Annotated in this window: 21 protein-coding genes; 8 read left to right on the forward strand and 13 right to left on the reverse strand. The window is 58.5% G+C overall.

What is annotated here, in order from left to right:
• The 4 genes from nuoN to L8H52_RS13875 all read left to right on the forward strand — a co-directional run bounded on the left by nuoN (position 1) and on the right by L8H52_RS13875 (position 4,035).
• Positions 1–1,464 carry an NADH-quinone oxidoreductase subunit NuoN gene (gene nuoN, locus L8H52_RS13860; protein WP_064117786.1) on the forward strand — a complete coding sequence of 488 codons (1,464 nt, stop codon included), beginning with the start codon at positions 1–3 and terminating at the stop codon, positions 1,462–1,464.
• Between the two features lie 416 nt (positions 1,465–1,880).
• On the forward strand, positions 1,881–2,231 hold the full coding sequence (locus L8H52_RS13865) for a type II toxin-antitoxin system RelE/ParE family toxin (protein WP_242207656.1): 351 nt from the start codon (positions 1,881–1,883) through the stop codon (positions 2,229–2,231).
• Positions 2,221–2,535 (forward strand): transcriptional regulator, encoded by a 315-nt coding sequence (locus tag L8H52_RS13870; RefSeq protein ID WP_027614657.1) that lies wholly within the window; start codon positions 2,221–2,223, stop codon positions 2,533–2,535. Before L8H52_RS13865 ends, L8H52_RS13870 begins: the two co-directional genes overlap by 11 nt.
• Positions 2,536–2,709: 174 nt before the next feature.
• Positions 2,710–4,035 carry an OprD family porin gene (locus L8H52_RS13875; RefSeq protein WP_242207626.1) on the forward strand — a complete coding sequence of 442 codons (1,326 nt, stop codon included), beginning with the start codon at positions 2,710–2,712 and terminating at the stop codon, positions 4,033–4,035.
• 463 nt (positions 4,036–4,498) lie between these two features.
• Here L8H52_RS13875 and L8H52_RS13880 read toward each other — a convergent pair whose 3' ends face one another.
• From L8H52_RS13880 to L8H52_RS13910, 7 genes are all read right to left on the reverse strand, one after another.
• A complete protein-coding gene (locus L8H52_RS13880; protein ID WP_242207625.1) occupies positions 4,499–4,744 on the reverse strand; it encodes a hypothetical protein in 246 nt (81 codons plus the stop codon).
• 85 nt (positions 4,745–4,829) lie between these two features.
• A complete protein-coding gene (locus L8H52_RS13885; protein ID WP_242207624.1) occupies positions 4,830–5,210 on the reverse strand; it encodes a DUF6124 family protein in 381 nt (126 codons plus the stop codon).
• 371 nt (positions 5,211–5,581) lie between these two features.
• Entirely contained in the window at positions 5,582–5,914 is a 333-nt protein-coding gene (locus tag L8H52_RS13890; protein WP_242207623.1) for a DUF2790 domain-containing protein, read from the reverse strand.
• A gap of 78 nt (positions 5,915–5,992) precedes the next feature.
• A complete protein-coding gene (locus L8H52_RS13895; RefSeq protein ID WP_242207622.1) occupies positions 5,993–6,196 on the reverse strand; it encodes a co-regulatory protein PtrA N-terminal domain-containing protein in 204 nt (67 codons plus the stop codon).
• A 213-nt stretch (positions 6,197–6,409) separates the two neighbouring features.
• Positions 6,410–9,562: a CusA/CzcA family heavy metal efflux RND transporter gene (locus L8H52_RS13900; protein ID WP_242207621.1), complete on the reverse strand. Its 3,153-nt coding sequence runs from the start codon at positions 9,560–9,562 to the stop codon at positions 6,410–6,412.
• A 14-nt stretch (positions 9,563–9,576) separates the two neighbouring features.
• Positions 9,577–10,770, reverse strand: coding sequence for an efflux RND transporter periplasmic adaptor subunit (locus L8H52_RS13905; RefSeq protein WP_242207620.1), 1,194 nt, complete (start codon positions 10,768–10,770; stop codon positions 9,577–9,579).
• Positions 10,771–10,819: 49 nt separating this feature from the next.
• Positions 10,820–12,067, reverse strand: coding sequence for a TolC family protein (locus L8H52_RS13910; RefSeq protein WP_242207619.1), 1,248 nt, complete (start codon positions 12,065–12,067; stop codon positions 10,820–10,822).
• Between the two features lie 521 nt (positions 12,068–12,588).
• Between L8H52_RS13910 and L8H52_RS13915 the strand changes: the two genes are divergently transcribed.
• The 4 genes from L8H52_RS13915 (at position 12,589) to L8H52_RS13930 (ending at position 15,635) form a co-directional block, all read left to right on the forward strand.
• On the forward strand, positions 12,589–13,263 hold the full coding sequence (locus tag L8H52_RS13915; protein WP_095048087.1) for a heavy metal response regulator transcription factor: 675 nt from the start codon (positions 12,589–12,591) through the stop codon (positions 13,261–13,263).
• Entirely contained in the window at positions 13,260–14,693 is a 1,434-nt protein-coding gene (locus tag L8H52_RS13920; RefSeq protein ID WP_242207618.1) for a heavy metal sensor histidine kinase, read from the forward strand. Before L8H52_RS13915 ends, L8H52_RS13920 begins: the two co-directional genes overlap by 4 nt.
• Positions 14,694–14,922: 229 nt before the next feature.
• Positions 14,923–15,261: a type II toxin-antitoxin system prevent-host-death family antitoxin gene (locus L8H52_RS13925; RefSeq protein WP_242207617.1), complete on the forward strand. Its 339-nt coding sequence runs from the start codon at positions 14,923–14,925 to the stop codon at positions 15,259–15,261.
• Positions 15,258–15,635: a type II toxin-antitoxin system VapC family toxin gene (locus L8H52_RS13930; protein ID WP_064389299.1), complete on the forward strand. Its 378-nt coding sequence runs from the start codon at positions 15,258–15,260 to the stop codon at positions 15,633–15,635. The genes L8H52_RS13925 and L8H52_RS13930 overlap by 4 nt, the downstream gene beginning before the upstream one ends.
• Positions 15,636–15,869: 234 nt before the next feature.
• Here L8H52_RS13930 and L8H52_RS13935 read toward each other — a convergent pair whose 3' ends face one another.
• From L8H52_RS13935 to L8H52_RS13960, 6 genes are read right to left on the reverse strand one after another with little or no spacing between them, the layout of a single operon-like run.
• On the reverse strand, positions 15,870–17,612 hold the full coding sequence (locus L8H52_RS13935; RefSeq protein WP_242207616.1) for an ABC transporter substrate-binding protein: 1,743 nt from the start codon (positions 17,610–17,612) through the stop codon (positions 15,870–15,872).
• 47 nt (positions 17,613–17,659) lie between these two features.
• Positions 17,660–17,932, reverse strand: a complete 273-nt coding sequence (locus tag L8H52_RS13940) for a DUF2160 domain-containing protein (RefSeq protein WP_103305295.1) — start codon at positions 17,930–17,932, stop codon at positions 17,660–17,662.
• Positions 17,933–17,942: 10 nt separating this feature from the next.
• Positions 17,943–18,743: a carbohydrate ABC transporter permease gene (locus tag L8H52_RS13945; RefSeq protein ID WP_027614646.1), complete on the reverse strand. Its 801-nt coding sequence runs from the start codon at positions 18,741–18,743 to the stop codon at positions 17,943–17,945.
• 9 nt (positions 18,744–18,752) lie between these two features.
• Positions 18,753–19,619, reverse strand: a complete 867-nt coding sequence (locus L8H52_RS13950; RefSeq protein WP_007912484.1) for a sugar ABC transporter permease — start codon at positions 19,617–19,619, stop codon at positions 18,753–18,755.
• The gene (locus L8H52_RS13955; RefSeq protein ID WP_242207615.1) at positions 19,616–20,725 is read right to left on the reverse strand and encodes an ABC transporter ATP-binding protein; all 1,110 of its coding nucleotides are present in this window, start codon (positions 20,723–20,725) and stop codon (positions 19,616–19,618) included. The genes L8H52_RS13950 and L8H52_RS13955 overlap by 4 nt, the downstream gene beginning before the upstream one ends.
• Positions 20,725–21,819, reverse strand: coding sequence for an ABC transporter ATP-binding protein (locus tag L8H52_RS13960; RefSeq protein WP_242207614.1), 1,095 nt, complete (start codon positions 21,817–21,819; stop codon positions 20,725–20,727). Before L8H52_RS13960 ends, L8H52_RS13955 begins: the two co-directional genes overlap by 1 nt.
• Between the last annotated feature and the right edge of the window lie 236 nt (positions 21,820–22,055).

Below are 22,055 nucleotides of genomic sequence, written 5' to 3' on the forward strand. Positions count from 1 at the left end.
ATGGAATTCACGATTCAACACTTTATTGCGCTTGCGCCACTGTTGATCACCAGCCTCACCATTATCGTGGTGATGCTGGCAATCGCCTGGCGCCGCAACCACTCGCAGACCTTCCTGATTTCGGTCGCCGGTCTGAACCTGGCCTTGCTGTCGATCCTCCCAGCCCTGAAAGTCGCGCCTCTGGCCGTGACTCCACTGCTGCAGATCGACTCTTTTGCCTGTCTGTACATGGCGCTGATCCTGGTCGCCACCCTCGCCTGCGTCACCCTCGCCCACGCCTACCTGGGTGATGGCGGTACGGGTTACCCGGGCAACCGTGAAGAACTCTACCTGCTGATCCTGATGGCCGCCGCCGGTGGTCTGGTTCTGGTCAGCGCGCAGCACCTGGCCGGTTTGTTTATCGGCCTGGAACTGCTCTCGGTACCGGTTTACGGTCTGGTGGCTTACGCCTTCTTCAACAAGCGTTCGCTGGAAGCCGGCATCAAGTACATGGTGCTGTCGGCCGCCGGTTCCGCGTTCCTGTTGTTCGGTATGGCGCTGCTGTACGCCGACTCGGGTTCGTTGAGCTTCGTCGGTATCGGTCAGGCTCTGGCTGCGACTGGCCTGCCTAGCTCGCTGGCACAACTGGGCCTGGGCATGATGCTGATCGGTCTGGCGTTCAAGCTCTCGCTGGTTCCGTTCCACCTGTGGACGCCGGACGTTTACGAAGGTGCTCCGGCACCGGTGGCGGCGTTCCTCGCAACCGCTTCGAAGGTTGCAGTGTTTGCGGTGATGGTGCGTCTGTTCCAGATCTCCCCTGCCGCCAGCAGTGGCGTACTGAGCGACGTGCTGACCGTTATCGCCATCGCCTCGATCCTGTTCGGTAACCTGTTGGCCCTGACCCAGAGCAACCTCAAGCGTCTGCTCGGTTACTCGTCCATCGCGCACTTCGGCTACCTGCTGATCGCACTGGTGGCGAGCAAAGGCCTGGCGGTGGAAGCCATCGGCGTGTACCTGGTGACTTATGTGATCACCAGCCTCGGCGCCTTCGGCGTGATCACCCTGATGTCCTCGCCGTACAACGGCCGTGACGCGGATGCCCTGTACGAATACCGCGGCCTGTTCTGGCGCCGTCCGTACCTGACCGCCGTACTGACCGTGATGATGCTGTCGCTGGCAGGTATCCCGCTGACCGCTGGCTTCATCGGCAAGTTCTACATCATCGCTACCGGTGTTGAATCGCACCAATGGTGGCTGGTCGGGTCCTTGGTACTGGGCAGCGCCATCGGCGTCTTCTACTACCTGCGCGTGATGGTCACCCTGTACCTGATCGAGCCAAACCTGCGTCGCCACGACGCCCAGCTGCACTGGGAACAGAAGGCAGGCGGCGTGATGCTGCTGGCCATCGCCCTGGTCGCATTCTTCCTGGGTGTGTACCCGCAGCCATTGCTGACTCTGGTTCAGCAGGCGGGTCTGGCGGGCTGATTGCTCCGTCGCTTTTAGCTACAAATAGAAACGGCACCTTCGGGTGCCGTTTTTATTTTTGCGGGCAAGCCCGGCTCCCACAGGTTTCGATGGTGTTCACAAAGTCTGTAACCACCCTGGATCACTGTGGGAGCGAGCCTGCTCGCGAAGGCGTCGGCACATTCAACCTCTTCTTCGCCTGACACCCCGCCGCTATCACCATTCGGCGTTGGGCACTGCTTGCGGGACTGTTCCGACTCGGCAGCTGCGAAGCGTCTTCATAGATCAATCGAACGTTCTCACCACACGCGGCGATTCGTCCTACAGGTGTTTTTACGAGCGGCGTCTACCGTTGAAAAAGGGACGAAAAGCAAGGCCAGGAGGCCTTGACCGATTCGATTATCGAGACAACACTATACGTAGGTAGCGTACAGAACATGAATGCTCTATTTATCGAATTGCCTGTATTTCAGAAGCACCGAGACGACTATCTGGATGACGATCTGTTTCGCAGCTTTCAACTGGAGTTGCTGAAAAATCCGGAAGCGGGCGATCTCATCGAGGACACAGGCGGGCTCCGTAAAATTCGCTTTGGCGACCAACGAAGAGGGAAAGGTAAGCGCAGCGGATTACGAGTGATTTATTACTGGTGGTCAGGCTTCGATCAGTTCTGGCTCTTTACCGTCTACAACAAAAACGAGCAGGACGATTTGACGCCTGCCCAGAAAAAACTTTTCAGAAAAACGCTGGATAGAGAACTCAACGTGAGAACCCACTATGAAACGTGACATTTTTTCCGAACTGATGGATGGACTGGAAGCACTGGCCGATGAACGCCAAGGCAAAATCACCTTGCGTACCCACAAAGTTCAACTGCCAAAACTGATGCCGATCACTGCTGAAGAAGTGATAGCCATCCGTCAGCAACTTAATCTTTCCCGGTCAGTATTCGCGATGTATCTACGCACCAACACGCGAACGCTCGAAAACTGGGAGCAAGGACGAGCAACGCCCAATGCTCAGGCCACAACCCTGATCCGTCTGGTCGAGCGTTTTCCACAGACAATCGAACAACTCGCAGCCCTGACCTGACACAGGGTTTTAATTCCAGCCACATGACGAAATTGTAATTCCCCCATCACCTCCCCGTTATCCGCAGCTTGCAACGATGTCACCCGGCGACCAATGCCGGCGGGCCCTGCCCCGTCGAACAATAAAACCCACGCCGAAGCACGTTCCCGTTCTGCCGAACCCAAGGAGTGTTTGATGGTTAACAATTCGAAAATATCGATGGCCGCTTTAGCGGTGGTGGTCGGCGCCGGGCCGTCCGTGGTGTTTGCTGAAGACAAGCCTGAAGGCTTTGTCGAAGGCAGCAGCCTGACGCTGCTCAACCGCAACTTCTACTTCAATCGTGATCATCGCAATGGCCAGTCCAGCCCCACCGGCAACGGTTATTCCGAGGCCTGGGCGCATGCCGTGATCAGCAAGTTCGAATCCGGTTTTACCCAAGGCACCGTTGGCGTCGGGGTTGATGCGTTTGCGATGATCGGGCTGAAACTCGATACCGGTGACGGGCGCAACGGTGGCCGTAGTTCGTTTGATGTGTTGCCGGTCAACAGTGATGGCGAGGCGCGGGACGAATACACCAAGGTCGGTGGCGCGGCGAAAATCCGGGCGTTCGATACGGTGGTCAAGGTCGGTGATGTATTCCCGGCCAACCCGATGGTCGCGGCCGGTGATTCGCGCTTGCTGCCGGAAAGTTTTCGCGGGGTGACGGCGACCAACACCAGCATCGAAGGTCTGTCGGTTCAGGGCGGTCGCCTGCATGCGATGAGCCAACCGGTGTCCAGCGACATGCGCGAGAACTTCGCGACCTTCTACGCAGGCCCGGTCAATTCGCCGTGGATCGCGTATGGCGGCGGCGATTACGTGCTGAACAAAAATCTCACTTTCAGCCTGTATTCCAGCCGTCTCAAGGATGCGTGGAATCAGTATTACGCCGGCACCGCTTGGACCTATCCGCTCTCGGATGACCTTTCGCTGTTCGGTGGTCTGAACTATTACAAGGCCGTCGACGAGGGCAAACAACTGCTCGGCGAATTCGACAACAACATCTGGAGTGGCCGCGTCGGCGTCAAGCTGGGTGCACACTCTGTCGCCCTCTCCCACCAGCGCAACAACGGTAATGACGACTTCGATTACCTGCGCCAGTCCGACTCGATCTTCCTCGACAACTCGATCCAGTACAGCGACTTCAACTCGCCGAAAGAACGTTCGTGGATGGTGAGGTATGACCTCGACATGAGCACTTACGGCGTACCGGGTCTGTCGTTCATGACCCGTTACGCGCGCGGCACCGACGCCGATTATTCCAACGCCAACGCGGTGTACATGCGCCGCGATGCCGAAGGGAATCCGCTGACCGATCAGAAACGTTGGGAGCGCGATATCGAAGTCAAATACGTAGTGCAGAGCGGCTCGATGAAAGACCTGTCACTGCGCTTGCGCCAAGCCACAACCCGCGCCACGGCGTTTGAGTCGGATCTGGAAGAAGTGCGGGTGATTGTCGAGTATCCGCTGGCGATTCTTTGATTGCGCAGTTGATGCAAATTCACCTTTAGAAGCTCCTTGCTCCTTTGGTAAGAGGTGAATCTTTTGGCGTCCTTCGGGGCGCCTTTTTTTGCGCTGCGTTTTGCCGTGGTTATGTATTCCAGGTTTAGGCCCGGCCCTCACCCTAGCCCTCTCCCAGAGGTAGAGGGGACTGACCGAGTTGGCTGTTGAAGATACATCGACCTGAAAAACCGAGGCGTACTCTGGTTTTGAATGGCTTGAAGATCTGTTCCCTTTCTCCTTTGGGGTTGTCCACCGCTTCGAAAAGGGCAGATGAGGGATTGTGAGAGCCTCACGCAACGCAAATAAAATCGGTCCTCGGTAAATAAGCCACAGGCTCGACATCATCGAGCGCACTGCTCACCGTCAGTTCGCCAATCATCACGACTTGCACGCCTCGAAAAACGTCATCTGATTTCGGCAGCACACCCAGCGACGGTTAATGTCAGCTCCAACGTTTTGGGCGAGCTTTCAATTGGTGTAAGCGAATATTGCTTCGGGCGGGGTTAGCTTCGATAGTCTGCTCGAATGCGTTGAATGCGACGTCATCGAGAAGATACGGTTGCGCCTCCAGAATCGTCTGCTGGCACATGACGGGTGCAAGATCATTCACGTGCTGTTTCTTTCGATCTGTTCTTCGACAGCTTGAAAAGAGATCGGTAATCACATCGCGCTCAATTGGACTGGGCATTGACCTGTCTCCGTTGTGTTCGGGCATTGGTCTGCGTTAGCCACGGCGTGGCGAGAAATACAACTCCCGCCACTTTGTCAGTGACCTATTGAGCAGGATCTACGTTATCCAGCGCCTTGTTCACCGCCAGTTCACCAAGCATGACGACCTGCGCGATACCGAGCAGGGTCTTGCGATGGGTGCCGCCTAATAGCGCAGCGAAGTCACCGAGCATCACCGTGGCCGAGGCCAGGGATTCGCTGGCGTTGGCCAGTAATGATTCGGTGTCGGCTTTGGGATTGACCAGGAACATCTGGTTGGGGATGTACGGTGCGGACATGATGGCGGCTGAGGGTTTGAGGTAGAAATCGAGGGCGCGGTCGGCGGCTTCGTGGAGTTTTCTAGTCTCAATGGAGACGTAGGGGGATGTTGAGTTGGCGTCAGGGATTGCGTCTGTTTCGGGGGGATTTGGGGTTGGCTTTTTCATAATGTTTTACTCAGCTTGAAGGTGGAGCTGGCCCTTTCGGTTCCACGCGAAAGGGTGGCAGCTGTACGCAGGTTGGAACCCGGGCAACTGAGCAAACCCGACAGACTCGAAGTCTCCCGCGCACAGCCGCCATAACGGAGTGCACACATGAAAGTGCGCAAGCATACGTCATGAACAGTGCGTTTTGCTTCAGTTGAGCCGCGGGGTTCCAATCCCGATCGCTGAATTGGCAGCGACCCACACAGGCTAGAGAGCGGACGTCCGACGGACAACCTGAAAACATTGTGGGAAGGTTCCGCAATTCCCACACAACCTTTAAACATCACGAATTGAAATACGCAGCGTGATACTGAACATCGGCCCCCGTAGATTCAGCTCCCGCCGTTCCGACACACGCCAATCACGCTGTACTTGATGGTGTTGAGCCGGCCTTTGGAATCCTCGTAGGTCATCGCGGTCGGCACCACATTGCACGCAGCCTGCGGCTTCACCACGCTCACCACCTTGACCACGTCCAGCTTCATTCCGTATTCGTAATCCTTCACCACCGGCGGCGCTTTGCCCTGGTTGGCGGCGTACTGTTCCATGGCTTTGCTGTTGGCGCTGAGCGCGCGTTCGAAAGTGCGGTCACCACCGCCTTCAGCCAGCACATTCACCGACATCGCCATGACGCCGGCGAACGCTATCCACTTGAGCATGTTCATATCCATTTCCTTCCCATCCAGGCTAAAAAAAAGCCCGGCATCGATGCGCGATATCGGGCTTGTTCAAGTGCGGCAGGCTTACAGATCGCGGGTCTTGTCGTCTTTCTTGTCAGTGACGACAACCGGGTTGCCGGCGGCTTTTTCCTTGGCGACGAACAGCTCCATGGAGCGGTCGTTGCTGGTCATCATCCGCTCGAATGTGCGGTCACCCCCGCCTTCGGCCAGGGCTATGGAAGAGATCGCCAACGCCACAACAAGAGCACCCATCTGTACGATTTTCATCTTTGATTCCTCGTTTAAGTAACTGACGGGATCAAGGTAACAAGGCGCACCTTTCGTGACGGTGGCGGGGAAATTACATATCCGTTATCTCCCGGATCAGGGCACGGAAACCCTGTGGGAGCGAACTTGCTCGCGAAGAGGCCGGATCAGTCGACTGATTTGTTGAATGACACACCGCCTTCGCGAGCAAGCTCGCTCCCACAAGGGGATTACCTATTTAGTTGGAACAGCGTCCTCATCCCGGCGATGGGCGAGTTGGTACAGCGCCGGCAAGATCAGAAGCGTGAGGATCGTGGAAGACAGGATTCCGCCGATCACTACGGTCGCCAGTGGCCGCTGCACCTCCGCACCTGTGCCGGTCGCCAGCGCCATCGGAATAAACCCCAGCGACGCCACCAGCGCTGTCATCAGCACCGGCCGCAAACGCGTCAACGCACCCTCATGGATCGCGTCCGAAAGCGATCGCCCCTCCTCACGCAAATTACGAATAAACGCAATCATCACCAACCCGTTCAACACCGCCACCCCGGACAACGCGATAAACCCGACACCCGCCGAAATCGACAGCGGAATATCGCGCAGCCACAGCGCCATGACCCCACCGGTCAAGGCAAACGGAATTCCGGTAAACACCAGCAAACCGTCCTTCAGATTGTTGAACATCATGAACAACAAGCCGAACACCAGCAGCAACGCCACCGGCACCACAATCTGCAAGCGCTTGGCCGCCGATTGCAGTTGCTCGAACTGGCCGCCCCAACTGGTCCAGTAACCGGCCGGCACTTGCACGTCACGTTCGATCACTTCGCCGGCCTCGCTGACGAACGAGCCGATATCACGCCCGCGCACGTTGGCGCTGACGATCACCAGGCGCTTGCCGTTCTCGCGGCTGACCTGATTCGGCCCGAGCACCAGGTCGAGGCTGGCGACTTCCTTCAGTGCGATAAAACCGATTTGATTTGCCGCTCCATTCAAAGGCGCCGGCACCGGAATCAGCAACGCCGACAGTCCGTCGATGTCCTTGCGCATGGCATCGGACAAACGCACAACCATGTCGAAACGCCGATCCCCCTCATACAACGTCCCGGCCTTACGGCCGCCGACTGCAACGGCAATGGTGTCCTGCACATCACCGACGTTCAGCCCATAACGCGCAGCCTTGTCGCGATCAATGTTGATGGTCAGCACCGGCAACCCGGTGGTTTGCTCGACCTTCACCTCAGAGGCACCGTTGACCTTCTGCATCGCTGCCGCGATTTTCGCAGCGGTGGCGTTGAGCACGTCCATGTCATCACCGAACACCTTCACCGCGACATCGCTGCGCACCCCGGAGATCAGTTCGTTGAAGCGCAGTTGAATCGGCTGCGACAGTTCATAGTTGCTGCCCGGCAACGTCGCGGCGGCGGCTTGCAGTTCGGCCATCAGGGTTTCGCGGGACTTGCCCGGATCCAGCCACTGCTCTTTCGGCTTGAGCATCACGTAGCTGTCGGAGATATTCGGCGGCATCGGATCGGAAGCGATTTCGGCGGTACCGGTGCGGGCAAACACGCGCTCGACTTCCGGCACTTTCGCCAGAATCAACGTCTCGAGTCGCTGCTGCATGTCCACCGATTGCGTCAGGCTGGTACCCGGCACGCGCAGCGCTTGCAAGGCAAAATCACCTTCGCTGAGGCTTGGCACAAACTCGCTGCCCATGCGACTGGTGAGCACGCCGCTGAGCACGATCACGCCCAGCGCCGCACCAACAGCAACGGCGCGATGCGACATCACCCACGCCAGCGCTGGCGCATACAAATGACGCGCGCCGCGCATCACCGCGCCCTCTTCTTCCTTGACCTTACCGGTCACGAACAACGCAATCGCCGCTGGCACAAACGTGACGGAAAGCAGCATCGCGCCAAGCAAAGCGATGACCACGGTGAATGCCATCGGATGGAACATTTTTCCTTCGACGCCGCTGAGCGCGAAGATCGGCAGGTAGACGACCATGATAATCAACTGTCCGAAAATCAGCGGTCGCCGCGCCTCTTTCGCTGCCGCGAACACTTCCTTGAAACGCTCGGAGCGGGTCAACAGGCGCCCGTGATGCTGCTGCGCGTGAGCCAGTCGACGCAGGGTGTTTTCAACGATGACCACCGCGCCGTCAACGATGATGCCGAAGTCCAGCGCGCCGAGGCTCATCAGGTTGGCGCTGACCTTGTTGCTGAACATCCCGGTGAAAGTGAACAGCATCGACAGCGGAATCACCATCGCGGTAATCAGTGCCGCGCGGATATTGCCGAGGAACAGAAACAGAATCGCGATCACCAGAATCGCGCCTTCGATGAGGTTCTTTTTCACCGTGGCGATGGCTTTGTCGACCAGGTGCGTGCGGTCGTACACCGGCACGGCGATCACGCCGCTGGGCAGGGATTTATTGATCTGTTCGAGTTTGCTGGCGACCGCTTGCGAGACCGTGCGGCTGTTCTCGCCGATCAGCATGAACACGGTGCCGAGCACCACTTCGCGACCGTTTTCCGTGGCCGCGCCGCTGCGCAATTCACGGCCGATTTCCACTGTCGCGACGTTCTTCACCCGGATCGGCGTGCCGTCGACATTGGCCATGACAATGTTGGCGATGTCCTCGGTGCTCGCCACTTGCCCTGGCGCGCGGATCAGCAACTGCTCGCCGCTGCGCTCGATGTAACCGGCGCCGACGTTGGCGTTGTTACGCTCAAGCGCCGTGACCAGATCGGTGAGGGTCAGCTTGTACGCGGCCAGGCGTTTCGGGTCCGGCGCGATCTGATATTCCTTGGCAAAACCGCCGATGGTGTTGATCTCGGCGACACCGGGCACGTTGCGCAATTGCGGCTTGATGATCCAGTCCTGAATCACCCGCAGATCGGTCGGCGTGTAGCTTGTGCCGTCGTCCTTGAGCGCGCCCTCCTTCGCCTCAACCGTCCACAGAAAAATCTCGCCGAGCCCGGTAGAGATCGGCCCCATGACCGCCTCTGCGCCTTCAGGCAATTGCTCCTTGGCGATCTGCAAACGCTCGTTGACCAATTGACGGGCGAAGAACAGGTCAGTGCCGTCCTTGAAGATCACCGTCACTTGCGACAGGCCGGAACGCGACAGCGAGCGGGTCTGCTCCAGTGCCGGCAGACCGGCCATCGCGGTTTCAATCGGGAAGGTGATGCGCTGCTCGGTCTCCAGCGGCGAGAACCCGGCGGCGCCGGTGTTGATCTGCACCTGGACGTTGGTGATGTCGGGCACGGCGTCGATCGGCAGTTTCTGATAACTGGCGATGCCGAGGCCGGCCATGAGCAGAACGGCGAGCAGGACGATGATGCGCTGCTCGATGGCAAACTGGATCAGGCGTTCGAACATGGGAGTCTTCCGGATCAGTGGCTGTGCTCGGCTGAGGCTTTGCCCAGTTCCGATTTGAGGACGAAGCTGCCGGCGCTGGCGACTTGCACGCCCGGTTCCAGGCCTTGAGTGATTTCCACATGACCGGCGGCGCGGCTGCCCAGCTCTACCGCGCGGGCTTCGAAACCGTCGTCGGTACGCACGAACACCGTGGGTTTGTCCTCGACGGTCTGGATCGCGGTTTCCGGTACGGCGACTTTCGCTTCGCGGCTGTCGGTGGCGACCAGCGCGGTGACGAACAGACCGGGGCGCCATGAGCCTTGCGGGTTTTCCAAGGTGACGCGAACGGTTGCGGTGCGGGTTTGCTCGCCGAGTAGACTACCGACGTAAGCCACGCTGCCGACCACTTCCGCGTTGAGTTCCGGGGCGCTGACGGTGACCGCTTTGCCCACTTGCACCTTGTCCAGATCCTTCGGTGAAACGCCGAACGTTACCCACACTCGCGACAGATCCGAGAGGGTGAACGCCGCTGTACTTTCATCGACCACCTCGCCCGGCGTCAGGTGTTTTTCCACTACCACGCCGTCGAACGGTGCGCGCAATTCGTAGCGATTGCCGCCAGTGGCGACCACGCTACCGCTGAGCACGCTGATCTTTTGCCGGGCATTGCTCACGGCAATTTCCGCCTCTTGCAACGCCTGGCGCGCCTGAAGGAAATCCTGCTCGGCGGATATCTTGTCCTGCCAGAGTTTTTTCTCCCGCTCATAGGTGGTGCGCGCCAGGGCCAGGCGACGCTGCGCGGCGGCTTGCTCGCTGCGCTGATCGGAGATTTGCTGACTGGCGATCACCGCCAGCAACTGGCCCTTCTTCACTGTCTGCCCGAGGTTGACTGCCACCGACTCAACCACGCCCGGGACGCGCGGCACCACGTGAGCGGTGCGGTCTTCGTCGAAGCGCACTTCGCCGGGGAACGGCAGGCCGAGGCTGATGTTCTGCGCCTTCGCTTCGGCGAGTTGAATGCCGGCAGCGGTGATCTGCTCAACGCTTAACTCGATGTGCCCCTCTTCGCCATGTTCGCCATCCGCGGCTGCGCCTTCTTCAGCGTGATCGGCGTGTTCGGCAGCCTCGTCGGCGTGGGCATCGATGCTTGCAGTGCCCGGCCACATCGAGCCGATACCAATGCCCAGCGCCAATGTCGCCACCGCGACAATCATCAATTTTTTATCCATGGAAACTCCTCTGTGCCGTGCCTGCGCGCAGTTGTCTGAAAAGTGAAATTCAAGGGCGGACGCTGAGGTCGCCGAAGATCCGTTCGATGCGTACGCGGGCGTCGGTGGATTCGCTGACGGCCTGGATGTATTGGCTTCGCGCAGCGATCAAGGTGCGTTGCGCATCGAGCACATCGAGGAAGCCGAACTTGCCCATTTCGAAACCGCGGGTGGCGCTGTCGACCGCACTTTGCGCGGCGGGCAGGATGGTCTGGTTGAACGCGTTGACTTCGCCGTTGGCGGTCTGCCATTGCTCGAGGCTGGTCTGGATTTCCGTGCGCAATCGCAGCTCGGTGGCGTTGCGCAGATCCCGCGCCTGATCGGTTCGACGCGCTGCCGCGAGTACGTTGCCCTGATTGCGGTTGAACAGCGGAATCGGCATCGACAGGCCGACCACGTTGACCCGCTCGCGCTCGGTTTCGCTGTATTGGCTGCCGATGCTCACGGTGAGATCGGGGATGCGCTGGGACTTTTCCAGGCCCAATGACGCTTCGCGCTGATCGATCTGCAATTTGGCCAGACGCAGGTCAGCGGTCTCGTTCAGACGCTCGAGCAATCTTGTCGGTGGTGGAACGGCCGGCATGCTTTGCGTGGGTGCCTGCACCTTGGTCGACGTCGGCAACGGCGCGCCCATGACTTGCGCCAACTGCTGATATGCATTGGTCTGATCGCGCTCAGCGCGGCTCAGCTCCAGGCGCACTTCCGAGAGCTGCACTTGCGCGCGCGTGCCTTCGACCGGCGACGATTTACCCGCCTCGATGCGCCCCTGCGCCACGCGCAAACCGTGCTCGGCCAGTTGCAGCGACTGGCGCGACAGCTGCAAACGTTGCTGCGCGGTTTGCGCGCTGTTGAACGCCTGAATCACATCGGCACGCAAGGCATTGCGCTTGCGCTCCAGTTCGATACCGGCAGCGTCCTGTGCACGGCTGGCGACGTCGATGCGCGCGCCGCGCTTGCCGCCCAGTTCGATCGGCTGGCTGAGCATCACCGTGGTCGTGCGCGAATCGCGGCGGGTGTCTTCGGCCTCCCACGACACTTCGGGGTTGGGGATCAGCCCGGCCTGTTGGCGGTCACCTTCGGCAATGCCGATTTCCCATTGCGCGGCGGCTAAATCCGGGTTGCTGGCGAAGGCGCTTTGCAGGGCTTGATCAAGCGTCAGGGTCGCGGCGTTTGCAAGGCTGGTACAGGCCAGCAACACGATGACGCTGGCGGTTTTTTTCAGGCGTGATTGCGCCGTCAGTTGTATTAAACCGGGCAATGGAAGACTTCCTTTATTCAAGAATCTCGGATGCCGCCACGGTAGGGTTTTGAACTTATCGACAAGGTGACTGGAACATTACAAATCCGTTATCCACGGTTTGCCGAAGTTGTTTTGTTCTAGGATGCGAAGTGCAAATAGCGTTGCCGCAATACATGGAAACAAATGCGCACTAGTTATCTGCTGAACAGCACTTGCCGGAATCAAAGTGATCGGGATTTTGTGGTTTGTGCTGCGACAGGCTGTCGCAGAGCACCGTTTTAAAGCACTTGGCGGTTGACCCTGTAGCCACTACAACCTTTATTGTCCGCACTTCCCCTCACCCCAGCCCTCTCCCGGGGGAGAGGGAGCCGACCGAAGTGTCTGGCGTTATTTATCGACCTGTTACATCAAGTCGATTATGGATTGAGTAAATTTTGTTCACGTCGGCGTAGTTCTGAAATATCCCGCATTCAGTCCCCTCTCCTATGGGAGAGGGCCTTTTAAATTAAATACCCATTAAATAAAAGTGGTGAAAGATCATGCGAATCCTTGTCGTCGAGGACGAGCTTAAAGCTGCCGAATACTTGCATCAGGGCTTGACCGAAAGTGGTTATGTCGTTGACCACGCCGCCACCGGTGCCGATGGCCTGCATCTGGCGCAACAACAGGCCTACGACCTGATTATTCTCGACGTAAACCTGCCGGAACTCGACGGCTGGGGCGTGCTGGAACAACTGCGTCGCACCCATTCGACGCGGGTGATGATGCTCACCGCGCGCGGGCGTCTGGCCGACAAGATTCGCGGCCTCGATCTGGGCGCCGACGATTATCTGGTCAAGCCGTTCGAGTTCCCCGAATTGCTGGCGCGGGTGCGCACCTTGATGCGTCGCAGCGAAAACATCCCGGTGCCGCAGGTGCTGAAAGTCGCTGATCTGGAGCTCGATCCGGGCCGCCATCGCGCGTTTCGCGGGCAACAGCGGATCGACCTGACCACCAAGGAATTCGCCCTGCTGCATCTGCTGATGCGCCAGTCCGGCGAAGTGCTGACGCGCACACAAATCATCTCGTTGGTGTGGGACATGAATTTTGACTGCGACACCAACGTGGTCGAAGTGTCGATCCGCCGTTTGCGGGCGAAGATCGACGACCCGTTCGACAGCAAACTGATCCACACCCTGCGCGGTGTCGGCTATGTACTGGAGGCACGGGAATGAAGCCCTCCAGCCTGTCGATGCGCCTCGGTTTGACGGTGAGTATTCTCGGTGCGCTGCTGGTGGTGTTTCTGGCGATCCTTGCCTATTTCGCCCTGACCCATGAGCTGAATTCGCTTGCCAGAGACAGCCTGGAAAAGAAGATGGCGCAGGTCGAACACAGCTTGTCGTTGTACGTCGATGCCAATGAAATCACCGGAAAACCACATATTCTTCTGGATCAGGTGATGGGGCATGACAACCTGACACTGACCATTTATGACCGCCTCAATCAGCGCTCGCCGCTGCTCAAATCCGGCTCGGGATTGAGCGATCCGCGCGTCGAATTGAAAGCGGTGCGCGCCACCACCGATCAACTGACCTACAGCGACAGCACCGACGCAGAAGGCAAGAAATTCCTCACCGCTTCGAAACTGATTCGCCTCAAGGACAGCAGCAGCGTACCGGTGCTGCTGTCAGTGGATAACGCCCACGATGAGGCGTTGCTCAGCGCCTATCTGCGCTCGACGCTGATTGCCTTGCCGTTGTTGCTGGTGTTTATCGGTCTGACCGCTTGGGGCGCGGTGCAGCGTGGCTTGGCGCCGTTGCGCGAGTTTCGCAAAGTGGCAGCGATGGTCTCGACCCAGGATCTGGAACATCGGCTATCGGTGGTGAACATGCCGCAGGAGCTGAGCGAATTGGCGCAAGGCATCAATTTCATGCTGCATCGGCTGGATGCCGGGGTGCAGCAGTTGTCGCAATTCTCCGATGATCTGGCGCATGAGTTGCGCACGCCGATCAATAACCTGATGGGCAAAGCGCAGGTGACCTTGTCTCGCGAGCGCACGACCGAGGAATACAAGGACGTGCTGGTGTCGTGCACCGAGGAACTGGAGCGTGTGGCGCGGATTGTCTCGGACATGCTTTTTCTCGCGCAGGTCAGTCATCCGTCGGCACTGGCACCGTTTGAAGCGGTGGCGCTGCAGGTTGAGGCGGCGAAGGTCGCTGAGATGTTTTCGCTGTCGGCGCAGGACAAGGATATTCATTTGAATGTCATTGGCAGCGCACAGGTGATGGGCGATCGGCTGATGATTCAGCGGGCGATTTCCAATCTGTTGTCGAATGCGCTGCGCCACTGCCCGAACGGGAAAACCGTGACGCTGCTGATTGAACAGAGTGCGACGCAGGCCTCCCTGCTGGTCAGCAACCCCGGCGCCGGGATTGAAGCGCCACACCTGCCGCATCTGTTCGACCGCTTCTACCGCGTCGACAGCAGCCGCTCGCGCTCGCAGGGCAGCACCGGATTGGGTCTGGCAATCGTGCGCTCGATCATGAGCCTGCATCAGGGTGTGGCGGAGGTGAAGAGTTTGCCGGGGGCGATGACCGTGTTTCGGCTTGGGTTTCCTGCGGTGACGCCAATGGCCCCTTCGCTTGCAGGCAAGCTCCCACAGTGATTTGCGGGGGACTCAGGTTTTGTGGGCACCACTGAAACCTGTAGGCCTTCGCCTGCTCGCGATGGCGGTGGGTCAGTCGACACTTTTGTACGATTTTTTACCGATTTGCTCCATCCCCACACAAACGCCGAAAGCTCTCGCCGCAACCTCCGTTTTGTCCTACAGCCAGTTTGAGTACATAGCTCTATGGTGGAGGCATGGCAGAAGGAAAACCGACGAGAGGCTAAAAATGAACAGGGATATCGTTTGCGAATGGGCTGAAGAAGTCTATGGTTTGGCAGCGTTGAAATATTCTGGCTATATTTGTCCAGAATACAGGGGTGAGCTGATGATCATCGTTCCGCTGGCTGAAGCCAAAAACAATTTATCCAAACTCGTCGATGATGCCGCTGCTGGCCAAGTCATCACGATTGCCAAGCATGGCCGGGCGATGGCGCGTCTCGTTCCCGTAGGAAAACCCAGCGCTCAGCGTATTGGCGCAATGAAAGGCAAACTGGTGTTGCCCGATGATTTCGATTCACCATTGCCCGATGAAATGCTTGATGCATTTGAGGGCACTCAAGCATGAGGCTTCTGCTCGACACGCACATTTTGCTCTGGACGCTCAGTGATGACGCCAGACTGTCCGGCAAAGCCAGAAAACTGATTGAGAACGCCGCCGAAATCTACATCAGTGCCGCCACCTTCTGGGAAATGGCGATCAAGGTCGGGCTCGGCAAGCTGAATGTTGATCTGGAAGAAATCCGCCAATATTGTCTCGACAGTGGCTTTATCGAACTGCCAGTGACTGCAGAGCACGCCATCGCCGTGAAGGATCTTGAGCACCATCATCGCGATCCGTTTGACCGCATTATCGTGGCCACAGCAATGACCGAACCGATGAAGTTGCTCACGGCTGATGCTTTGGTTGCTCGTTACACCGATCTGGCTGTTCTGGTCTGATCAAGACACATCCAGTACCGGCACACATCAATGCTGGCGGCGGGTCAGTCGATATCTTTTTCGTCTGACACACCGCTATCGCGAGCAGGCGAAGACCTACAGGTTTTTGTGTCGTTCACAGATGCGGTGTACGCCGCAAACCTCTGTGGGAGCTTGCCTGCAAGCGAAAGCGGTAGATCGGGCAGCAAAAAAAACGGCACCTTCCGGTGCCGTTCGCCTTTCACACTTCCCCTATCACTTACGTGCATCCGCCCACGATTTCAGCAGTTCGTTGTAGCTCACGGTCTCGCCTTTCGGCTTCTCGTTGGCCAGTTTCGGTTTCGGTGCGCCCGGCTGATCAAACCAGTATTGCGCGTCGCGCTCCGGGTTCATTTTCGGTGCGCACACCGCTTGGGCCTTGGAGCGCTCCAGACGCGTCATGATCGCGTCCTGATCCTTGGCCAAACCATCGAGCGCCTGTTGCGGGGTTTTCTCGCCGCTGGCCGCTTCGGCGATGTGGCTCCACCACAGTTGCGCCAGACGCGGATAATCCGGCACGTTGGTCCCGGTCGGGGTCCATTGCACGCGGGCCGGGCTGCGGTAGAACTCGACCAGACCACCGAGTTTCGGCGCCAGATCAGTCATCGCCTGCGAGTTGATGTCCGACTCGCGAATCGGCGTCAGGCCGACGATGGTTTTCTTCAGCGACACGGTTTTCGAGGTCACAAACTGCGCATACAGCCACGCCGCCAGTTTCTGTTTCTCAGGCGTGGATTTCATGAACGTCCACGATCCCACGTCCTGATAACCGAGCTTCATGCCCTCCTCCCAATACGGCCCACGCGGCGACGGCGCCATGCGCCATTTCGGCGTGCCGTCGGCGTTGACCACCGGCAGGCCCGGTTTGGTCATGTCGGCGGTGAACGCGGTGTACCAGAAGATCTGCTGCGCGATGTTGCCCTGCGACGGCACCGGCCCGGACTCGGAGAAGGTCATGCCCGCCGCTTCCGGTGGTGCATAAGCCTTGAGCCAGTCGACGTATTTCTGCGTGGCGAACACCGCCGCCGGGCCGTTGGTGTCGCCGCCGCGAGTCACGCTGGAACCCACCGGGTGGCAGTCCTCGACACGAATCCCCCACTCGTCCACCGGCAAACCGTTGGGCAGGCCCTTGTCGCCGCCACCGGCCATGGAGAACCAGGCATCGGTGAAGCGCCAGCCCAGCGACGGGTCTTTCTTGCCGTAATCCATGTGCCCGTAGACGCGTTTGCCGTCGATTTCCTTGACGTCTTCGCTGAAGAATTTGGCGATGTCTTCATAGGCTGACCAGTTCACCGGCACGCCCAATTCGTAGCCGTACTTTTCCTTGAACTTGGCTTTCAGATCGGCACGCTCGAACCAGTCGGCGCGGAACCAGTAGAGGTTGGCGAATTGCTGGTCGGGCAGTTGATAGATCTTGCCGTCCGGCGCGGTGGTGAACGAGATGCCGATGAAGTCCTTGATATCGAGGGTCGGCGAGGTGAAGTTCTTGCCTTCGTTGGCCATCAGGTCAGTGATCGATTCGGTCTTGCCGTAGCGAAAGTGCGTACCGATCAGGTCCGAGTCGTTGACCCAGCCGTCATAGATGTTCTTGTCGGACTGCATCACCGTCTGCATTTTCTCGACCACGTCGCCTTCTTGCAGCAGGTCGTGGGTGAGCTTGATCCCGGTGATTTCGGTGAAGGCCTTGGCGAGCACTTTCGACTCGTATTCGTGGGTGGTCAGAGTCTCGGAAACGACCTTGATGTCCATGCCGCGAAACGGCTCGGCAGCCTTGATGAACCACTTCAGTTCTTCGAGCTGCTGTTCAGCCGTCAGGGTCGACGGTTTGAATTCACTGCCGATCCATTTTTTCGCCGCGTCCTCGTAAGCATCGGCCCAGGCGGATGCGCTCAAACCGCTGAGTGCCAGCATGGCTGCCAATGAAATGCTATGTCGCAGCTTATTGTTTTTGTCGAACATAGAGACCTCCTGTTTAAGTTGTGGAGCCGCGTTGCCGAACGACTCGACTAGCCCCAACGCATCACAGCCAACAGCCACACCAGGGACAACGCGGACGCCACCCAGATGCTCCAGTCGGTGGCGCCGATGACCAGCAAATGCAGGTAGGCGCTGCCGAGAAGACCGATAAACAAACGATCGCCACGGGTGGTGGCAATCGGCAGAAAACCTCGCCGCAGGATGCTCGGCGAGCGCAATTCCCAAGTGGTCATGCCCACCAGCAGCAGACCAATGGCGATGAAGAACCCCGCGGTCGGGGTGGTCCAGCTCATCCATTCCATCATCAGCTCCTCAGACCCGACCGAGGGCAAAGCCCTTGGCCACGTGGTTGCGAACAAACCAGATCACCAGCATGCCCGGCAGAATGGTCAACACCCCCGCCGCTGCCAGCACGCCCCAGTCGATGCCCGAAGCGGAAACCGTGCGTGTCATCACCGCCGCAATCGGTTTGGCATTGACCGAGGTCAACGTACGCGCGAGCAGCAGTTCGACCCAAGAAAACATGAAGCAGAAAAACGCCGTGACGCCGATGCCGGAGCCAATCAGCGGGATGAAAATCTTCACGAAGAACTTGGGAAAACTGTAGCCGTCGATGTAGGCGGTTTCGTCGATTTCCTTGGGCACGCCGGACATGAAGCCCTCAAGAATCCACACCGCCAATGGCACGTTGAACAGGCAGTGCGCCAAAGCCACGGCGATGTGCGTATCGAACAGACCGATCGACGAATACAACTGAAAGAACGGCAGCAAAAACACCGCCGGCGGCGCCATGCGGTTGGTCAGCAGCCAGAAGAACAAATGCTTGTCACCAAGGAAGCGATAACGCGAAAACGCATAGGCCGCTGGCAATGCCACGCTCAGCGAGATCACCGTGTTCAGGCTCACGTAATACAGCGAGTTGAGATAACCGGTGTACCAGCTCGGATCGGTGAAGATCACTTTGTAGTTGTGCCAGGTGAAATCCTGCGGAAACAACGTCAGCCCGCCGAGGATTTCGGTGTTGCTCTTGAACGACATGTTCAGCAGCCAGTAGATCGGCACCAGCAGGAACAGGATGTATACCAGCAACGGAATAAGCTTTCTTTTGCTCATGGCCGGGCCTCAGCGGTTGGCGTCGGAGTGCGTCATGGCGGTGTAGAACAGCCAGGACACCAACAGAATGATCAGGAAGTACACCAGCGAAAACGCCGCTGCCGGACCGAGGTCGAATTGCCCTACGGCCATCTGGGTCAGCGTCTGACTCAGGAAGGTCGTGGCATTACCCGGCCCGCCGCCGGTGAGCACAAACGGCTCGGTGTAGATCATGAAACTGTCCATGAAGCGCAGCATCACCGCGATCAGCAGCACGCTCTTCAGCTTGGGCAATTGGATGTGCCGGAACACTGCCCAGGCCGAGGCGCGGTCAATCCGCGCAGCCTGGTAATACACGTCGGGAATCGCGCGCAAACCGGAAAAACACAGCAGCGCCACCAGTGAAGTCCAGTGCCAGACGTCCATCACCAACACCGTCACCCAGGCGTCCATGGTGTTGGCCGCGTAGTTGTAGCTGATGCCCATCGCGTTGAGGCTGGAACCGAGCAGACCGATGTCGGCACGGCCGAAAATCTGCCAGATCGTGCCAACCACGTTCCACGGAATCAGCAGCGGAATCGCCAGAATGATCAGCACCACCGACGACCAGCGACCCTTGGTCGGCATGGTCAGCGCAACGGCAATACCCAGCGGGATTTCAATCAACAACACGCAGGCCGAGTAGATGAACTGGCGCAGCAAGGAGTCATGCAAACGCGGATCAAGCAAAACCTGCTTGTACCAGTCAGCACCGACGAAGTAGCGGCTGGACTGGTCGAAGATGTCCTGCACCGAATAGTTGACCACGGTCATCATCGGGATCACCGCGCTAAATGCCACCAGCAGAAACACCGGCAACACCAGCCACCAGGCCTTGTTGTTCTGCACCTTGTTCATGGCTGCACCTCATCGTCGGCTTCGAGCAGAAACTCATCGGCATAGACCATCAGCCACTGCGCCGGAAAACTGATGTACGCCGTGCCCTGTGGTACCGGTTTGTCTTCAGCCAGACGCACTTTCAGCGGTGCGCCGTCGAGGTCGAGGGTCATGATCTTGTAGGTGCCGAGGTCTTCGACGTGTACGACCCTGGCCTGCATGGCGTCATCAAACGGCTCGTCCCACACATGAATAAATTCGGGGCGGATGCCGACCTTCAGATTTTTCCACTGACCGTGCTCGATATGGCGCTGCATGGCGTCGGACAACGGCAGGTGCGTCGAGGCGAAACCGACGCCACCGGGCTGCGGCTGCACGTCGATCAGGTTCATCCCGGGGCTGCCGATGAAATAGCCGACAAAGGTGTGGCTCGGCCGCTCGAACAATTCCCGTGGCGTGCCGAACTGGACGATCTGGCCGCCGTACATCACCGCAATCTTGTCGGCGAAAGTCGAGGCTTCCAGTTGATCGTGGGTGACGTAGACCATGGTGATGTTGAACTGCTCGTGGATCTGCTTGAGCTTGCGCCGCAGTTTCCACTTCAGGTGCGGGTCGATCACCGTCAGCGGTTCATCGAAGAGGATCGCCGAGACGTCGTCACGCACCAGTCCACGGCCCATGGAGACTTTCTGTTTTTCGTCGGCGGTGAGGTTGCGCGCCTTTTTGCTCAGGAGGTTTTGCAGGTCGAGGACTTCGGCAATCTCCTGCACCTTGCTGTGCACTTTCGCCTCGGCCATGCCCTGGTTTCTCAGGGGGAAAGCCAGGTTATCGAACACGGTCATGGTGTCGTAGACCACCGGAAACTGGAAAACCTGAGCGATGTTGCGCTTCTCCGGCGTCAGGACGTTGACCGCTTTGCCGTCGAACAAAACGTGCCCCTGCGAGGGGCTGAGCAGGCCGGAAATGATGTTGAGCAACGTTGACTTGCCGCAACCGGACGGCCCGAGCAAGGCATAGGCGCCGCCCTGCTCCCAGACGTGATCCATCTCGCGGATCGCGTAATCCTCCGCGCCGCTTGGGGTTTTGCTGTAGCTGTGGGCGAGGTGCTGCAAACGGATTTCGGCCATCAGGCAACCCTCGCGACACGCCGGCCCGGTGCTTGCACCAGACGGCCCTGCGCATCGAAAACAAACAGTTTGTGGGTCGGGATGTAAATGCGGATCGGCGCATCGACGTCGTATTCGTGAACGCCGGGCAGGTGCAGCACCAGCAGGAAATGCTCGTTGCGCACGTGCAGGAAGGTTTCCGAACCGCTGATCTCGGCGACTTCGACGGTGACTGCCAGTTCGAGATCGTCATCGTTACTCGGCACCAGCGAGATGTGGCTGGGGCGCACGCCGAAGCGGAACTCGCCCTCGCCCACCGGGCGCAGATCGACGTTTAACGGGAAGTGCACAAAATTGGCGAAACTGACTTCGTTACCGGCAATACGCCCGGGCATCAGGTTGATCGGTGGTTCGGAGAACAATTCGGCAGCGAGCACGGTTTGTGGCTGGTGATACACCGAGGTCGACGGGCCGCTCTGAATCACCCGGCCCTCGTGAAGAATGGTCGTGGTGCCGCCGAGTGCCAGCGCTTCGTTGGGTTCGGTGGTGGCGTAAATGGCAATGGTGTGGCGCGCCTTGAACAGCTCGCGCATTTCCTGGCGCAGCTCTTCGCGCAGTTTGTAGTCGAGGTTGACCAGCGGTTCATCGAACAGGATCAGCTCGGCGTCTTTGACCAATGCGCGGGCCATGGCAGTGCGCTGCTGTTGACCGCCGGACAGTTCCAGCGGATAGCGCTGCAGAAACTTCTCGATGCGCAGCATCTTCGCGGTTTCTTGCACCTTGCTCTGAATGATTTCTTTCGAGATCCCAGCCTGACGCAGTGGCGAGGCAATGTTCTCGAACACGGTCATGGTCGGGTAATTGATGAACTGCTGATAAACCATCGACACGTTGCGCAGACGCACCGGGCGTTGGGTGACGTCGACGCCGTTCATCAGGATGCGGCCGCTGTCAGGCCTATCGAGCCCGGCCATTAAGCGCATGAGGCTGGTTTTGCCGGACAGGGTGCGGCCGAGCAAAACGTTGAACGAACCGGGTTCGAATTTCAGGCACGCATCGTCGATCCAGGTCTGGCCCTCGACGGTACGGCTGACGTGCTCCAGGGTGAGTGACATGGCTCGGCCTTTTTATTATTGGAGTCAAGCGACCTGTGCACGGGAGCGAGTTTCGTGCCAGAAATGGCAAGTGGTTGATTTGTCGTGAAAATCGCTGAAAGCGCGGGGAATGAGCGTTCATTGCTGAACACATTTGAACAAGTGGGCGATTGACAATGAACAATAGTGAACAACACTCTATAAGCGCTTTTTCCCCGATCTTGCATGCGATAGAGATCCCCTGTGGGAGCGAGCCT

Origin of the sequence: Pseudomonas sp. CROZ-RG-20F-R04-15, assembly GCF_022662375.1 — a bacterium.
Taxonomy (GTDB): domain Bacteria; phylum Pseudomonadota; class Gammaproteobacteria; order Pseudomonadales; family Pseudomonadaceae; genus Aquipseudomonas.

Bases quoted from the DNA above. Each gene is read 5' to 3' on its own strand.
- L8H52_RS13950 (WP_007912484.1), bottom strand. From the start codon at position 19,619: ATGAACAAGGTGCAGAACAACAAGGCCTGGTGGCTGGTGTTGCCGGTG.
- L8H52_RS13960 (WP_242207614.1), bottom strand. From the start codon at position 21,819: ATGTCACTCACCCTGGAGCACGTCAGCCGTACCGTCGAGGGCCAGACC.
- L8H52_RS13895 (WP_242207622.1), bottom strand. From the start codon at position 6,196: ATGAAAATCGTACAGATGGGTGCTCTTGTTGTGGCGTTGGCGATCTCT.
- L8H52_RS13880 (WP_242207625.1), bottom strand. From the start codon at position 4,744: ATGCCCAGTCCAATTGAGCGCGATGTGATTACCGATCTCTTTTCAAGC.
- L8H52_RS13865 (WP_242207656.1), top strand. From the start codon at position 1,881: ATGAATGCTCTATTTATCGAATTGCCTGTATTTCAGAAGCACCGAGAC.
- L8H52_RS13875 (WP_242207626.1), top strand. From the start codon at position 2,710: ATGGTTAACAATTCGAAAATATCGATGGCCGCTTTAGCGGTGGTGGTC.
- L8H52_RS13915 (WP_095048087.1), top strand. From the start codon at position 12,589: ATGCGAATCCTTGTCGTCGAGGACGAGCTTAAAGCTGCCGAATACTTG.
- L8H52_RS13920 (WP_242207618.1), top strand. From the start codon at position 13,260: ATGAAGCCCTCCAGCCTGTCGATGCGCCTCGGTTTGACGGTGAGTATT.
- nuoN (WP_064117786.1), top strand. From the start codon at position 1: ATGGAATTCACGATTCAACACTTTATTGCGCTTGCGCCACTGTTGATC.
- L8H52_RS13935 (WP_242207616.1), bottom strand. From the start codon at position 17,612: ATGTTCGACAAAAACAATAAGCTGCGACATAGCATTTCATTGGCAGCC.
- L8H52_RS13945 (WP_027614646.1), bottom strand. From the start codon at position 18,743: ATGAGCAAAAGAAAGCTTATTCCGTTGCTGGTATACATCCTGTTCCTG.
- L8H52_RS13905 (WP_242207620.1), bottom strand. From the start codon at position 10,770: ATGGATAAAAAATTGATGATTGTCGCGGTGGCGACATTGGCGCTGGGC.
- L8H52_RS13885 (WP_242207624.1), bottom strand. From the start codon at position 5,210: ATGAAAAAGCCAACCCCAAATCCCCCCGAAACAGACGCAATCCCTGAC.
- L8H52_RS13925 (WP_242207617.1), top strand. From the start codon at position 14,923: ATGAACAGGGATATCGTTTGCGAATGGGCTGAAGAAGTCTATGGTTTG.
- L8H52_RS13930 (WP_064389299.1), top strand. From the start codon at position 15,258: ATGAGGCTTCTGCTCGACACGCACATTTTGCTCTGGACGCTCAGTGAT.
- L8H52_RS13940 (WP_103305295.1), bottom strand. From the start codon at position 17,932: ATGGAATGGATGAGCTGGACCACCCCGACCGCGGGGTTCTTCATCGCC.
- L8H52_RS13870 (WP_027614657.1), top strand. From the start codon at position 2,221: ATGAAACGTGACATTTTTTCCGAACTGATGGATGGACTGGAAGCACTG.
- L8H52_RS13900 (WP_242207621.1), bottom strand. From the start codon at position 9,562: ATGTTCGAACGCCTGATCCAGTTTGCCATCGAGCAGCGCATCATCGTC.
- L8H52_RS13955 (WP_242207615.1), bottom strand. From the start codon at position 20,725: ATGGCCGAAATCCGTTTGCAGCACCTCGCCCACAGCTACAGCAAAACC.
- L8H52_RS13890 (WP_242207623.1), bottom strand. From the start codon at position 5,914: ATGAACATGCTCAAGTGGATAGCGTTCGCCGGCGTCATGGCGATGTCG.